The sequence below is a fragment of the Paraburkholderia sp. GAS199 genome, from assembly GCF_050436585.1.
Taxonomy (GTDB): Bacteria; Pseudomonadota; Gammaproteobacteria; order Burkholderiales; family Burkholderiaceae; genus Paraburkholderia.
Genome location: NZ_JBNDMM010000005.1, coordinates 545532 through 559810 on the forward strand (window position 1 = coordinate 545532; position 14279 = coordinate 559810).

A 14279-nucleotide genomic window follows, 5' to 3' on the forward strand; every position below is an offset into this window, starting at 1 on the left:
TGAATTTGCGCTCATGACCGACATTTCCACGCCCTCCACGACGTCGCCGCGACTCACCAGCCTTTCGCACGGCGGCGGTTGCGGCTGCAAGATCGCGCCCGGCCTGCTTGCCGACCTGCTCAAACGCAGCGCGCCGTTGCCGTTCTTCCCCGACCTGCTGGTAGGCAACGACACCGCCGACGACGCCGCCGTCTATCGTCTGAACGACGAGCAGGCGATCGTGGCGACGACCGACTTCTTCATGCCGATCGTCGACGACCCGTTCGACTTCGGCCGCATCGCCGCCACCAACGCGCTGTCGGACGTCTACGCGATGGGCGGCAAGCCGCTGATGGCGCTGGCAATTGTCGGCATGCCGATCAACGTATTACCGCACGACGTCATCGCGGCCGTGCTCAAGGGCGGCGAGTCGGTGTGCGCCGAAGCGGGCATTCCGCTCGCGGGCGGTCATTCGATCGACTCCGTGGAGCCGATCTACGGCCTGGTCGCGATCGGCGTGGTCGATCCGCGGCGCGTCAAACGCAATGCGGGCGCGCGACCCGGCGACGTGCTGATCCTCGGCAAGCCGCTGGGCGTGGGCGTGCTGTCGGCCGCGCTGAAAAAGGATCGGCTCGATTCAAACGGCTACGCGGCGATGATCCGCGCGACGACCCAGCTCAACCGTCCGGGCGCGGCGCTTTCGGCGCTGGACGGCGTGCACGCCCTGACCGACATCACCGGCTTCGGCCTGCTGGGCCACACGCTGGAACTGGCGCGCGGCGCGAATCTCACGGCGCGCGTGCGCTACAGCGAATTGCCGTGGCTGCCGGAAGTGCTTGGTTTTGCTGAAGCGGGCATTTTCACCGGCGCGTCCGGCCGCAACTGGGACGCCTACGGCAAGGACATCGGCCTGGCGGCGTCGTTGCCGGCCACCGCGCGCACCCTCCTCACCGACCCGCAGACCTCCGGCGGCCTGCTGGTGTCGTGCGCTCCGGAAGCCGCCGACGAGGTGCTCGCGCTGTTCCGCGCGGACGGCTTCGGCGAAGCGTGCGTGATCGGCGAAATGGTCAGTGGAAATGCGCGCGTCGAGGTAGTCTGATCGCTCGTGCACGAAGGGGATCGGCAAAGGATCGGCAAACTTAGGTCTGCCAGGACGGAAAACCCGTCGCATGCGATAATTTCGAGTTCCCCGCCGTGCCACAGCGTCTGCAAGCCCTTGAAAAATCTACTCGTCACTCTCGACCACGCACGTGATTTCGATGAAATCATCGATGTCCGCACGCCGGCCGAATTTGCCGAAGACCACATTCCGGGCGCGCTCAACGCGCCGGTGCTGAGCAACGAAGAGCGGGTGCTGGTCGGCACGACGTACAAACAGGTGTCGCCGTTCGAAGGCACGCGCATCGGGGCGGCGCTGGTCGCGCGCAATATCGCGCACCATCTGGAAGTGACGTTCGCCGACCGTCCGCGCAACTGGCGTCCGCTGATCTACTGCTGGCGCGGCGGCAAACGTTCCGGCTCGGTCACCACGCTGTTCAACATGATCGGCTGGCCGGCACGTCAGCTCGACGGCGGCTACAAGGCCTACCGGCGCGCCACGCTCGATACGCTCGAAACCCTGCCGCGCGCGTTCCGCTATATCGCACTGGTCGGCCCAACCGGCAGCGGCAAGACGCGTCTGCTGTCGGCCTTGCGCGAAGCGGGCGCGCAGACGCTGGATCTGGAAGCGCTCGCCCTGCATCGCGGTTCGCTGCTCGGCGCATGGGCAGGCATCGCGCAGCCGTCGCAGAAACGTTTCGACACCTTGCTCGTCAGCGCGCTGCGCGACTTCGATCCGCAACGGCCGGTATTCGTGGAAGCCGAGAGCCGGCGCATCGGCTCGGTGGCGCTGCCGCTCTCGCTGCTGGAAACATTTCATCGCGGCGCCTGCGTCGAGGTGCTGTCGAGCCCGGCAGGCCGCGCAACGTTTCTGCTGCACGACTACGCGCATCTGTTCGACGACCCGGCGTCGCTCAAAGCACAGTTACAGCGAATGATCGGTCTGCACAGCCGCGAACGCGTCACGGGCTGGCAACAACTGGTCGATCAAAACAGCCGCGCCGAACTGGCGCGCGAACTGATCGAGCGGCACTACGATCCGGCCTATGCGCGCAGCAGCCGCCAGCACTTCGTCGAATTGCCGCATGCAACGCCCATGCATTTCCGCCCCAACGACGCCGACGTCGTCGAGCAAGCGCAAACGCTGCTTGCCGAACTCGACGAGCGCGCGGGCACTGTAATCTGAATTCCGAAAAACGAAGAAGGTCAAGACCACCATGCAATCAACCCTCCGGCAACCTCGCGTCGCGTTCGGCTGGATCGTCTTTCTGCTGATCGCAGTGGTCGGCCTCTTCTACGTGAAGTGGTTTCCGTACTACAACCGTGCCTTCGTCGCGGCGAGCCAGCATTCGATCGGCAAGTCGATTCTGATGGGCACGTCGGCGAGCGCGCCCGCGGCGTCATGGCAGGCTGCGGTCGACTACGCCATCGCGTATGGCAAGGCAATCTGGCAGGCGATGGTGCTCGGCCTTCTGCTCGGCTCCGCCGTGCAGGCCCTGATTCCGCCGCAATGGGTCGCGCGCGCGCTCGGCCGCAGCGACTTCAGCAGCGTGGTGAAAGGCGGTCTGATGTCGTTGCCCGGCATGATGTGCACCTGCTGCGCCGCGCCGGTCGTCGCGGGCTTGCGTGCGCGCCAGGCATCGCCGGGCGCGGCGATCGCGTTCTGGCTCGGCAACACCGCGTTGAATCCGGCCACGCTGATCTTCATGGGCTTCGTGCTGGGCTGGCAATGGATGGGCTTGCGGCTCGCGCTCGGCATCGTGATGGTGTTCGGTCTCGGCTACCTCGTAAACCGCATGATCACGCCAGCAGAAGCCGAAGCCTCGCGCAACACCATGGCGCAACTCGTCGCCGCCGACACGAGCGCCACGGCCGGCACGGCCTTCACACGCTGGCTCAGGATTCTCGGCGCCATGACGCTGCGCCTCGTGCCCGAATACATCGTGCTGGTGCTGATTCTCGGCGCGGCACGCACGTGGCTCTTTCCGCACATCGGTCCGAACATCGACAACAGCATCCTGTGGATCGTCGCGTTCGCCGTGGCGGGCACGTTGTTCGTGATTCCTACGGCCGGCGAAGTGCCGATCATTCAGGCCATGCTTTCCTTCGGGATGGCCGCCGGACCGGCCGGCGCCTTGCTGATGACGCTGCCGCTGGTCAGCGTGCCGTCGATGGCGATGTTGGGCCGCTCGTTTCCGAAACGCGTGCTGACCGTGGTGGCGCTGGCCGTCGCGGTATGCGGCGTGGTGAGCGGATTGTTGGCAATAGCACTGGGTTTTTAAAGCATGAAACGTATCGCTGCATTTTCCGTGGCCAGCTGGTCCGCCGCCGGCCTGCTCTACTTCGGACAACATTCGCTTGCCATGATCGCGCTGAGCGGCGTGGTCGTGCTCGCGGGTTTCGATCTGATGCGTCCTTGACGTAGAAGCTCGTACGGGTTGGCGCGAGTCGGTTTGAGTTCCCGCCAGCTTGCGCACGCCCGCGCTCATCCGCTCATCCGCAGTTGCGTTCAATGGACGCGACTACGCCGTGCCTGCGCACTAGAAACCGGTGTGACGTGGGATAAACGACAGAATGAAACCGAAGACCGCGTAGAGAACAGCGTGAAGCACTGCTATGCGGAAACATGACCGTAGACGAAAGCGGAACCGCCTTCGTCTACGTCAATTGTGCGTTGGTAGGCTCGATTGGATTCGAACCAACGACCCCCACCATGTCAAGGTGGTGCTCTAACCAACTGAGCTACGAGCCTATACAGAGGCGCGAATTATAGAGACTCCTTTCCAGCAGCACAAGCCCCGAGCGCGAGTTATATCGACGCTTTCCATTCGGCCTGCGGATCGAGCGGATACACCGGACGCGCAATGTGCTCGAAAGCGAACAGGCCATAGTCGGAACTCGTCACGCCACGGCTGTCGCACTCCACCAGCGCGGCGGAAATCGGCACGAAAACCGGACGGCAATACATGCGCGATTTGAGCAACAGAAAACGCGCGCGACGCGGATCGATGCCGACGCTCTCGAACACGCCGAGATCCCACGGCTCATGCGTGCGCTCGGTCATGACGAGCTTGACCGTGCCGGTGTCGAGCACGGCCGCGCGTCCCATGAAAGCGCGCTGGCCGGTGTAAGTGGGTCCGCTGATTACGTATTCGCCGTCCGTGAGCGCACGCACGACACCCGTGACGGCGAGCGGCGGCTGCGGCGTCACGGCCTCGCTCGCAATCTTGTTGCCGATGGTGATCGTGACGGTGCTGCCCACGCCGGCCGCCATCAGCGCGGCAACGGCCTGCGGATCGCACAGCGGTCCACTGACGATGTCTTCCAGGTTCTGCTTCAACGCTTCTTCGAGCAGGTCCATGGTGTCGCACGTACCGCCCGACATGCAGTTGTCGCCGTGGTCGAGCAGCAGCACGGGCTTGTCCGCCTCCCGCGCGAAAGCGGCAGCCTGCGCCACCGATTCCGCCAGCGGCGCACTGCGGTACACGAAGTCTTCGCGCTCGTCCCAGATCTGCCGCGCGATGCGCTCGGCCACCGCGTCGGCCTGCGCGCGATCGCCATTGCCCACCACGATCACGCTGATGCAAGGCGCGGCGATATCGGCGAGCGAAAAACCCGACAGCACCGACACCGCGAGCATGCCGTCGGCCTCGGCTTTGCGTGCGGCGTCCACGGCGCGCTTCATCGCGCCTTCCGCGGTGGCGCTGCGCAACGTGTGCGTGAGCAGCGGCGGCTGACGCCACGCGATCACGGGTTTCGCCTTGCCGTGAACCAGGTCGAACATCAGACGCGCGGCGTGTTCGCCGGTCTCATACATGTCCACGTGTGGATAGGTCTTGAAACTGACGATGACGTCCGCGTTGTCGATCATTTTCTGCGTCACGTTGCCGTGCAGATCGAGCGCGACGGCAATCGGCGCCTCGGGCAGCGCGGCCCGCACGCGTTCGAGCAGATCGCCTTCGCCGTCGTTCGAATTCTCCGCGACCATCGCGCCGTGCAGATCGAGCATCACCGCTTCGCAGCCTGCGGCAGCCTCCACGATCGCCTTGCAGATCGCGTCGTAGGCCGCGGCGTCCACCGGTCCGCTCGGATTCGCCGACGCGGAAATGGGCGTGACGATCTCCGCCTGCTCGCGTTCGGCTGCGTCGATGAAGGCGGCCATCGCCGTCTGCATGCCTTTGTTCTCGCGATATGCCTCGGCGCCATAACTCGGCCCGTTACGGCCGAAGGCCGCGAGCGGCGTGGCGACGGGCGAGAACGTATTGGTCTCGTGATTCATGCGGGCAATGAGGATTTTCATGCGCCTGCTGCCTCCGCCGTTTTATCGACCACCTGCGCTGCATCGAGCATGGCCTGCAACAGCACGTTGCAGCCGGCTTCGAGATGATCCGCGCGTGCGTCTTCGATTTCGTTGTGACTGATGCCGTCCTTGCAGGGCACGAAAATCATCGCCGCCGGCGCGACGCGCGCCAGATACACAGCGTCGTGGCCCGCGCCGCTGATCACGTCCATCGACGAAAGCCCGAGCGTGTCCGCGCCCGCCTTGACCGCCGCGACGAGATTCGCGGCGAACGGCTGCGGCGGAAAGTACACCACCGGTTCGACGTCCACCGTGATACCGGCCTTCGTTCCCGCCGCGCTGCACGCCGAACGAAGCGCTGCGTCCATCGCGCTGAGCGCGGTGTCGTCGGCGGCCCGCAGATCGACGGTGAGTGTGACGCGGCCCGGAATCACGTTGCGCGAATTCGGATGCACGTCCACCCAGCCGACCGTGCCGCGACCGTGCGGCGCGTGGTCGAGCGCGATGCGATTGACCGCGTGAATCAGATCGGCCGCGACGAGCAGCGCGTCGCGGCGCAATTCCATCGGCGTGGGCCCGGCGTGCGCTTCCATGCCCTGCACGGTCACGTCGTACCAGCGCTGGCCCAGCGCGCCCTGCACGATGCCGATGGTTGTGTCGTTGGCTTCGAGCACCGGACCCTGTTCGATATGCGCCTCGAAATACGCGCCGACCGCGTGCGGTGCAGCGTTTTCACCGGCGTAGCCGATCGCGCCCAACGCGTCGCGCACCGAGATGCCCTCGCGATCGCGCTGATCGAGCGCATGCTCCAGGGTAAAGGCGCCCGCAAACACGCCAGAACCCATCATGACGGGCACGAAGCGCGAGCCCTCCTCGTTGGTCCATACCGCGACTTCCAGCGGCGCCAGCGTGCGGATATCGGCGTCGACGAGCGTGCGCAGCACTTCGAGTCCGGCGAGCACGCCGTAATTGCCGTCGAATTTGCCGCCAGTGGGTTGCGTGTCGATATGGCTGCCGGTCATCACGGGCGGCAGGTCGTCGCGCAATCCGGCGCGCCGCGCGAAGATATTGCCGATCGCGTCGACACGTACGGTGCAGCCGATTTCCTTCGCCCAGGCCACGAAGAGATCGCGCCCCTTGCGGTCCAGTTCGGTGAGCGCGAGCCGGCAGACGCCGCCCTTTTCCGTCGCGCCGATCTGCGCGAGTTGCATGAGACTGTTCCAGAGCCGCGCGCCGTCGACACGCAGATTGGCGGGCGTCTGAACGCTGGTTGATTCACGAACTTGCATCGAAGCTTCCTCGTGTTGGTTACAGCATGCGCGTCAGACCACGCCGACGCCGAGATAACGGTCCTTGATCGAGTCATCGGCGGCGAAGGCGGCGTTCCCGCCTTCGTACACGATCACGCCCTGCTCGATGATGTAATGGCGATCCGCGAGTTGCGTACACACTTCGAGGTTCTGCTCGACCAGCAGAATCGCGACGCCGGCCTCGCGAATGAGTTTGAGTTGCGCGACGATTTCTTCGACGATCACCGGCGCGAGACCTTCGACCGGTTCGTCGAGCATCAGCAGGCGCGGATGATTCATCAGCGCGCGGCCAATCGCGAGCATCTGCTGTTCGCCGCCCGAAAGTTGCGCACCGCCGTTGGTGCGCCGTTCTTTCAGCCGCGGAAAGATGCGGTAGATGTCGTCGAGTTGCCAGGGCGAATCTTTGCGGGCGCCGAGCCGCAGGTTTTCTTCGACGGTCAGCAGGCGGAAAATGCCGCGATGCTCCGGCACGAAACACACGCCACGCGAAGCGATCTTGTGCGGCGGCAGCGCATGAATGGCCGCGCCGTTGAAGCTCACGCTGCCCTGCTTCGGCGTCACCACGCCGGCGATGGCTTTCAGCGTGGTCGATTTGCCCGCGCCGTTGCGCCCGAGCAGGGTGACGGTTTCGCCTTCGTTGATCTGCAGCGAGACGCCTTGCAGAATATGGCTCTTGCCGTAGAAGCCGTGAATGTGTTGCACGTCGAGAATCATGCGCGGCCTCCGGTGATCATGTTGCCGAGATAGACGCTACGCACGCGTTCGTCGCCGCGAATCTCGTCGGGACGGCCCTCCACCAGCACGCGTCCTTGCTGCATCACGGTGATGGTGTCGGAAATGTCCATCACGATGCCCATGTTGTGTTCGATCAGCACCACCGTGTAGTCGTCGCGCAGGCCGCGAATCAGCTGCTTCATGTCGTCGAGGTCGTCGATGCCCATGCCGGAGGTCGGCTCGTCGAGGAAGATCGCCTTGGGCCGCGCGGCGAGCGCCATGCCCACTTCGAGCCTGCGCTGCTGCCCGTGCGATAGCGCGCCCGCCGACACTTCGCTCAGGCGCTGCAACGCCAGCCGCTCCAGCACGCTATCGACGGTTTCCGTGTGCGCGAGCGCGCCTTGCGGCGGTGTCCACGTGTTCAGCGCGCGCACCGAATCGACACCTTGCGCGGCGAGCCGCAGGTTTTCGCGCACACTCAGATTGGCGAACAGACTCGTCACCTGAAACGAGCGCGCAACGCCGCGTTTGACGCGCTTATGGTCGGGCTCTTTAGTGACGTCGTGTCCGTCGAAAACGATCGACCCTTCGGTGATCGGCAACGTACCGGTGAGCACGTGGAACAGCGTCGTTTTACCCGCGCCGTTCGGCCCGATCACCGAATGAACCGTGCCGCGCGCAATGTTCAGCGTGACGCCGGAAAGCGCGGTGAATTTGCCGTAGCGCTTGGTTACGCCGCGCGCCTGCAGGATGGCGTCGCTCATACGTGCTCCTTGCTGGCGTCGTTGTTCGCGTTGTCATCGGTGCCGGCGGCCGGGTCGCGGCGCATCGCGCGCCAGATCCGCTCGCCGAGTCCCCAGAGTCCGCGCTGCATGAACAGGCTCACCGCGATCAGCACGATGCCGAGTAATAGCAACCAGCGCGGCCAGAGCGTGGACAGCCAGTCGGCGAACAGCACGTAGAACGCCGCGCCCAGCACCGAGGCGAACAGATTGCCGGTGCCGCCGATCACGGTCATCACGAGAATCATCTCGCTCGTGTGGTAGTCGATATTGGACAGCGGCGCGATGCCGGTCATCAGCGCATGCAAGGCGCCCGCCAGCCCCGTGACGCCGCCGGAGATCACGAACGCCATCAGCTTGAAGCGTTTGACGTCGTAGCCCACGGCGGCCGCGCGCGCTTCGTTGTCGCGAATCGCGAGCAAGGTGCGGCCGAATACGGAATGCGATACGCGCATGAGCAGCCAGAACACCACCAGAAACAGCACGGCGACGAAGCCGTAGTATTGCCACGGTGACGCGAGCGGCACGAGTGTCTTGCCGAACAGCCCGAGTGCCGGACGCGGAATGTCGAGCAGACCGTTGTCGCCGCCGGTGAGGTCCGGCGTGGTGTAGGCGAGGAAGTAGAACAGTTGCCCGAATGCGAGCGTCAGCATGACGAAATACGTGCCACGCTGACGGATCGAAAACCAGCCGACGAGCGCCGCGGCCGCCGCGCCGAGAACGATCGACGCCAGCAACGCGACCGGCACGGGCAGCGCCGTTTTGGTGAGCACGAGGCCCGCGCAGTAACTGCCGAGGCCGAAGAAGATGCCCTGACCGAAGGACAGCAATCCGGTATGGCCGAGCAACAGGTTGCAGCCGAGCGCGGCGAGCGCGAACACCAGGACCTCGGTGGCGAGCGATCCGGAGCGCAGCGTCAGCGGAAGCACACACACCACGAGCAACGCCAGCAACAGAAAGCGGTAGCGATACAACGAGTGCTTCTGACCACGCGTCTCGCGCTGCGTGGCAACCGGCGCCGTGTTTTCCGGCGCGGATTTCGAAGACGTGTCGATCATGCGGCTCTCCCGAGCAGGCCGTTCGGCCGCAGCAGCAACACGGCGGCCATCGCGACGTAGATCATCAGACGCGCGCCCTCGGGCCACAAGGTACTCATCACGCTTTGCACGATACCGACCAGCAGGCCGCCCACCAGCGCGCCGAGGAAGTTGCCCATGCCGCCCACCACGACCACCACGAAGGCGACGCTGAGCGCTTCGATACCCATGAACGGATCGACGCCGCGGATCGGCGCGGCCAGCACGCCGGCCAGCGCGGCCGTCGCCGCACCCAGCGCGAACACGAGGCTGAATACGCGCAGCACGTTGATGCCGAGCAGGGACACCATCTCCGTCGATTCACTGCCGGCGCGCACCGCGCTGCCGAGGCGCGTGCCTTCCAGCACCCACCACAGAAGCGCAGCGAGTACCGCCGTAAAGCCGATCACGAACAGCCGGTATTTCGGATAAACGAAACTGCCCCAGATCACCACGCCGTTGAGCACGTCGGGAACCGCCACGTTATCGCCGAGCGGTCCCCAGATCAGAATCGCGCACTCCTGCACGACGAGCGCAAGGCCGACCGTCACCAGAATATGGAACTCGTGCTGTTGTGCGTAGACGTGCCGCAGAATCAGCTTCTCGACCACCCACGCCAGCGCGCCGACCACGATGGGCACGACGACGAGCGCGGTCCAGAAGCTCATCGACCACTGCATGGCCTGATAGCAGAAGTACGCGCCGAGCAGGTAGAACGCGCCGTGCGCGAAATTCACGAACCGCAGCAGGCCGAACACGATCGACAAGCCGACGGCGAGCAGGAAATACAGCATCCCCACTCCGATGCCGTTGACGATCTGCAGGAGATAAACGTTCATGGCGTCCGTTCAGATGATGTAACTTCAGCGCGCCGCTTGAACGCACCGGTTTGCGCGTGCCGCCTTTACGCGGCACATGACTCGCTACGTCAGGCCATCTTGCAGCCGGTTTTGTCGAGCGGCAGGAAAGACTGGCCGGAGCTGACGATGTCGGCGTAGTCGTCGGCATTCTTCATTTTGCTCTTGGCCTTGCCTTTCAGCAGATAGTAGTTCTTCAACACCTGATGATCGCCCTTGCGGATTTCCTCCGCGCCCGTCAGGCCGTCGTATTTCATGCCTTCGAGCGCGGCGATCACTTTCTTCGGATCGACATTGCCCGCTTTCACGATGCCGTCGAGCAGGATCTTCGTGCAGATGTAGGAACCGGCAAGACTGTAGTTCGGATTCGCCTTGAACGCGGCGTTGCTGCGTTTAACCAGATCGCGGTTGAGCGGCGAGTCGATGGCATGCCAATACTGTGCGCCGAAATAGACGCCTTCACAAAGATCGGCGCCCAGCGATTCGAACTGCTCCAGACCCGAAGCCCAGGCCATCAGGATCGTGCAGTTGTTTTTCATGCCGAAGCTCACGGCCTGGCGCAACGTATCGGACGACTGCGAGCCGAAGTTCAGAATCAGGAGTACGTCCGGCTTGGCCGCTACTGCATTCGTCAGATATCCGCTAAATTCCTTTTCATTGAGCGAGTGGTAGCTGTTGCCCACGTGCTCGATGCCCTTCTCCTGGAAGATTGCCTTGGCCGCGGAGAGCAGACCATCGCCGAACACGTATTGCGGCGTGATGGTGTACCAGCGCTTGGCTTTCGGCATCATCTGGATCAGCGGACGCACCGTTTGCTCGATCGCGCCGTAGGTCGGAACGGACCAGCGGAACGTCGCGTCATTGCAGTCTTTGCCGGTGATTTCGTCCGCGCCAGCCGTGGTGATGAAAACACCACCGGCCTTCTGCACTTCCTTGCCCATTGCCAACGCTTCGGAAGACAAAATGCCGCCAGCAAAGAAGCGTGCGTTCTTCTGTTGAGCGATTTCCTGAACGCGACGCACCGCCGTTGCGGGCTTGCCTTCCGTATCGAGCACCGTGTACGCGAGCGGCTGGCCAAGCACCTTGCCGTATTGTTCGATGGCGAGCTTCATGCCGAGATCGGCGTACTTGCCATTTGCGGCGAACGGACCGGACATCGGCACCGGACACGCGAACTGCAGAGCGCCGGCCTGCGCGAACGCACTACGCGAGACAAGCGAGCCCAACGTCCCCGGAACGGCCGACAACGCGGCCAGCTTCAACATATTTCGGCGATTCAAAATGACGCTCCTTGAGAAGAGACACGCACTGAACGATTGCGAAAACTTGCTGGCCGCCGTGAAGTTTTCTACCACACCGGCTTTGTTCTATTTATCATGATAAATAGGTTGGACCTGATCGTATGTACAATAAATTCAGGTGTCAATAAGGCAAAATTCCTGGCTGCCGCGATCGGCATGGCATGCCGGTGCGGCCGGCCGGCGAGCCGACACGAGACTGTGCAGGGCAAAAATGGGAGCATCGAAGATGGCCATCGAGCGAGCCAAGGCTGGCGCTGCGATCGAGATCAAGCAGCAGAAACGCGGTGACCTCGTCGCGGAGGAAATCAAGCGGCTGATTACCGAGAAGAATCTGAAGCCCGGCGACAGGCTGCCGCGCGAAGTTGAACTGCAGCAGCTCTTTTCCGTAAGCAAGAGCACGATTCGGGAAGCGCTGAAGTCGCTCGAGGTGCAAGGCCTCATCAAGGTGACGACGGGTCCGAGCGGCGGCGGCATGGTGGTCGAAGTGCCCCTCGACCGCACGTTGCAGCTATTGCAGAACTACCTGTTCTTCAAGGATGTTTCGATCGACGACATCTATACGGTGCGCAAACTGCTGGAGCCCGAGCTTGCCGCGGGCGCCGTTCCTCACCTGACCGAACAGGATTTCGACGCGCTGGAAGCGAGTATTGCGTGTTGCGATCGACCGGCGTCGTCGCATGGCGGACAGGACATCGTTCGTCAGCGTCAGGAAGACGTGAATTTTCACGACATCCTCGCGGCCGCCAATCCCAATCCGTTCTTGCGATTCAGTTGCGAACTGATCAACGAAATGATCCGGCAACTCATCGAATTCCGTAACGACACGCCTCAGGCCGAGCACGAACGTTTCGGTCAGGCCAACGTAAAAATCCACAAAGCCATTACGAAAGCGGCGCGTGAACGTGACGTTGAAAAAGTCCGCGAGTTGATGATCGTCCATATGACCGAAGCGCCGCGGTACGTAAAGCGGATGAAGGGAAAGCTACGCGGCAGGCTGATTCTCGATTCGGAAATTCGTCGACGAGTGAGAGCGCGTAGCGTGGCTCCGGTGGATGAAAGTGAAGAGGAGTGAGGGGGTTTTGGGGTGTGGGGTATTTGAAGTTATTGTATTTCTTTAGTTTTGCTTAATGCTTTGCTTTTGCGTGGGCGTTATGGTGTTTTTTGCGTGGATGGCGTGACTGGATTTGATTGGTTCTTCGATCTTTTTGGCGAGGGTGGCGGAGTCGCGGTTTGATTGTTGTCGAAGCGCTGGGCGTTGTTATGCGGTGAGTTTGTTTGTTGACTTGAGTGTGTTAGCGGTCTGCACGGGTCCGTAGGCGAATGGTGCGGGGCGAGAGGTTTGGTTGGATTGGCCTGGGGTCCGTGCTGAGTAGTTGTATGGTTGTAGCTGTACGTAGCCTGGTTGAATTGCGGGTTGGGGTTGAGTTACGAGGTGACCTTGAGCTGTGGGTTGGCGTTGATTTGCGAGTTTTAGCTCATCATCAACCGTAGCTGAATTCAGCCTGCGCGTCCGCCCTTGTCGCCGCTTGTGCGGCCCGCCCGACGAGCAAACGGACACCCCGGGCTGACTTGCGGGCTGTGTTGATTGGCGAGTCGGATTGACTTGCGAGTTAGGGCAGCAAGATCGCGCGCGTTTGACCCGACGGAGTGTCCTGCGCGGATGGCGATTGGAAGTGCGTCGATTGCGTAGCAGAGCGCATGTGATTTATGCGCTTAGCATTAAACGAATGGCATAGGACGCGTGCCGTGTGACGCCTATCTTTTACGATCTGCGTTCACATGCGTTTCCTTCCGAGCTCTCTCAGCCTGATCTACAAAGCATGATTTGTCTGCCTCGGCATGCGCACGAGGCATTGCCGCTGCTAAATTTCCTGTGATCTGCGCGCAGACAAGGGCGTTTTACGGGGCCAGCGTCGATTTCCGCTCAACCTTTTTCCATGCGGGCCGTTATTGCATCTGCACAGGCATAAACATGGACCGTCATGGCACAAGCTATCCCCTTTTCCCGTAACGCTGGCGCAGCACGAGCTCGGCATAGCAAAGCTATGCTTCTGCCGATCGCCCGGCGGACGGCCGATGAACTGGCACTGCGAGTGCACCTTTCCGTCGATTCGTTGCGGCGCGGCGCAGGAAGCATCGGCGACGCCCAAGCGCTCACCCAGACTTTGCTGCTGACCGGATTTCTGGCCGAGTCAGGGTTTGGAGTGACAACTGCAGAGCAATTCGCGGCGGCAGAGCGATCTGTGTCGGCTGTCTTCGATATCGGCAGGGAAACCGGCGAATGGAAGCTGGATAGCGCCGGCTTTGCGCTTTTTGCCGAGATCGCGACGAACTATGACGAGCAGTTGCACAGCGCGCCGCTATGGGCAATCACCGAGGCCAGCGATCGACTGGACCGCTTTACAGCGGGTATGCCGTATCAGGCTCAGGTGAGGAAGCGGGCTTGAGTTTTGGGGATATGAAGCGGCGATGTGCGTCGGCGGATGGTTTGATTCGTCGCTTGGGGACTGAAAACCTGCGCTTCGCAGGAAGCTGAATGGTGCTTAGAGGGCATCCGTGCAAGTCTAATGATTGGCACAAAGCGTTCTATACGTGACGCTTTCTTTAGCTGATTGGGTGGGAGAGCTCGTTGCGCCTTGCGGAATAACGCATTCTGGATATGCGGATAAGCTGCGGATGGGTGTGGGACGGTGAAATCTGCTGCCAAGTCGATCACGTCGTTAAACTGTTTTTTCCGCTGCCCCAAACGCAAAAACCCCGCCTTTCTGGGCGGGGTTTCTGTCTGCTGCTAGGGAGCCTGACGATTACCTACTTTCACACGGGAATCCGCACTATCATCGGCGTGGAGTCGTTTCACGGTCC

General features: G+C 62.5%; 13 protein-coding genes and 1 tRNA gene. 6 read left to right on the plus strand and 8 right to left on the minus strand.

Annotated features, from left to right (window positions below):
- The first annotated feature begins 13 nt into the window (after positions 1-13).
- From selD to P3T18_RS21965, 4 genes are all read left to right on the plus strand, one after another.
- Positions 14-1078: a selenide, water dikinase SelD gene (gene selD / locus P3T18_RS21950; RefSeq protein WP_429302067.1), complete on the plus strand. Its 1065-nt coding sequence runs from the start codon at positions 14-16 to the stop codon at positions 1076-1078.
- A gap of 117 nt (positions 1079-1195) precedes the next feature.
- Complete coding sequence (gene mnmH, locus P3T18_RS21955; protein WP_429302068.1) at positions 1196-2263, plus strand: tRNA 2-selenouridine(34) synthase MnmH; 1068 nt, start codon at positions 1196-1198, stop codon at positions 2261-2263.
- Positions 2264-2294: 31 nt separating this feature from the next.
- Positions 2295-3359 (plus strand): permease, encoded by a 1065-nt coding sequence (locus tag P3T18_RS21960; protein WP_429302069.1) that lies wholly within the window; start codon positions 2295-2297, stop codon positions 3357-3359.
- A 3-nt stretch (positions 3360-3362) separates the two neighbouring features.
- Complete coding sequence (locus tag P3T18_RS21965; RefSeq protein ID WP_429302070.1) at positions 3363-3497, plus strand: hypothetical protein; 135 nt, start codon at positions 3363-3365, stop codon at positions 3495-3497.
- 255 nt (positions 3498-3752) lie between these two features.
- Here the strand turns inward: P3T18_RS21965 and P3T18_RS21970 are convergent.
- The 8 genes from P3T18_RS21970 to P3T18_RS22005 all read right to left on the minus strand — a co-directional run bounded on the left by P3T18_RS21970 (position 3753) and on the right by P3T18_RS22005 (position 11396).
- A tRNA-Val gene (locus tag P3T18_RS21970) sits at positions 3753-3829 on the minus strand.
- 57 nt (positions 3830-3886) lie between these two features.
- Complete coding sequence (locus tag P3T18_RS21975; RefSeq protein ID WP_429302071.1) at positions 3887-5377, minus strand: M81 family metallopeptidase; 1491 nt, start codon at positions 5375-5377, stop codon at positions 3887-3889.
- Positions 5374-6666: a Zn-dependent hydrolase gene (locus P3T18_RS21980; protein ID WP_429302072.1), complete on the minus strand. Its 1293-nt coding sequence runs from the start codon at positions 6664-6666 to the stop codon at positions 5374-5376. Before P3T18_RS21980 ends, P3T18_RS21975 begins: the two co-directional genes overlap by 4 nt.
- 33 nt (positions 6667-6699) lie before the next feature.
- Positions 6700-7401, minus strand: a complete 702-nt coding sequence (locus P3T18_RS21985; protein WP_429302073.1) for an ABC transporter ATP-binding protein — start codon at positions 7399-7401, stop codon at positions 6700-6702.
- Positions 7398-8165 (minus strand): ABC transporter ATP-binding protein, encoded by a 768-nt coding sequence (locus P3T18_RS21990; protein ID WP_429302074.1) that lies wholly within the window; start codon positions 8163-8165, stop codon positions 7398-7400. The genes P3T18_RS21985 and P3T18_RS21990 overlap by 4 nt, the downstream gene beginning before the upstream one ends.
- Positions 8162-9241 (minus strand): branched-chain amino acid ABC transporter permease, encoded by a 1080-nt coding sequence (locus P3T18_RS21995; protein WP_429302075.1) that lies wholly within the window; start codon positions 9239-9241, stop codon positions 8162-8164. The genes P3T18_RS21990 and P3T18_RS21995 overlap by 4 nt, the downstream gene beginning before the upstream one ends.
- Positions 9238-10098 carry a branched-chain amino acid ABC transporter permease gene (locus P3T18_RS22000; RefSeq protein WP_106314729.1) on the minus strand — a complete coding sequence of 287 codons (861 nt, stop codon included), beginning with the start codon at positions 10096-10098 and terminating at the stop codon, positions 9238-9240. The genes P3T18_RS21995 and P3T18_RS22000 overlap by 4 nt, the downstream gene beginning before the upstream one ends.
- 89 nt (positions 10099-10187) lie before the next feature.
- Positions 10188-11396, minus strand: coding sequence for an ABC transporter substrate-binding protein (locus tag P3T18_RS22005; RefSeq protein ID WP_429302076.1), 1209 nt, complete (start codon positions 11394-11396; stop codon positions 10188-10190).
- A gap of 247 nt (positions 11397-11643) precedes the next feature.
- Here P3T18_RS22005 and P3T18_RS22010 point away from each other — a divergent pair, with 247 nt between their 5' ends.
- Positions 11644-12489 (plus strand): FadR/GntR family transcriptional regulator, encoded by an 846-nt coding sequence (locus P3T18_RS22010; RefSeq protein ID WP_429302094.1) that lies wholly within the window; start codon positions 11644-11646, stop codon positions 12487-12489.
- 910 nt (positions 12490-13399) lie between these two features.
- Positions 13400-13864 (plus strand): hypothetical protein, encoded by a 465-nt coding sequence (locus tag P3T18_RS22015; RefSeq protein ID WP_429302077.1) that lies wholly within the window; start codon positions 13400-13402, stop codon positions 13862-13864.
- Positions 13865-14279 lie beyond the last annotated feature (415 nt).

Excerpts from the sequence above, each read along its gene's own strand:
- P3T18_RS21995 (WP_429302075.1), bottom strand. The coding sequence starts at position 9,241 with ATGATCGACACGTCTTCGAAATCCGCGCCGGAAAACACGGCGCCGGTT.
- P3T18_RS22015 (WP_429302077.1), top strand. The coding sequence starts at position 13,400 with ATGGCACAAGCTATCCCCTTTTCCCGTAACGCTGGCGCAGCACGAGCT.
- P3T18_RS22010 (WP_429302094.1), top strand. The coding sequence starts at position 11,644 with ATGGCCATCGAGCGAGCCAAGGCTGGCGCTGCGATCGAGATCAAGCAG.
- selD (WP_429302067.1), top strand. The coding sequence starts at position 14 with ATGACCGACATTTCCACGCCCTCCACGACGTCGCCGCGACTCACCAGC.
- P3T18_RS21980 (WP_429302072.1), bottom strand. The coding sequence starts at position 6,666 with ATGCAAGTTCGTGAATCAACCAGCGTTCAGACGCCCGCCAATCTGCGT.
- P3T18_RS21960 (WP_429302069.1), top strand. The coding sequence starts at position 2,295 with ATGCAATCAACCCTCCGGCAACCTCGCGTCGCGTTCGGCTGGATCGTC.
- P3T18_RS21975 (WP_429302071.1), bottom strand. The coding sequence starts at position 5,377 with ATGAAAATCCTCATTGCCCGCATGAATCACGAGACCAATACGTTCTCG.
- P3T18_RS21990 (WP_429302074.1), bottom strand. The coding sequence starts at position 8,165 with ATGAGCGACGCCATCCTGCAGGCGCGCGGCGTAACCAAGCGCTACGGC.
- P3T18_RS22000 (WP_106314729.1), bottom strand. The coding sequence starts at position 10,098 with ATGAACGTTTATCTCCTGCAGATCGTCAACGGCATCGGAGTGGGGATG.
- P3T18_RS21965 (WP_429302070.1), top strand. The coding sequence starts at position 3,363 with ATGAAACGTATCGCTGCATTTTCCGTGGCCAGCTGGTCCGCCGCCGGC.
- P3T18_RS21985 (WP_429302073.1), bottom strand. The coding sequence starts at position 7,401 with ATGATTCTCGACGTGCAACACATTCACGGCTTCTACGGCAAGAGCCAT.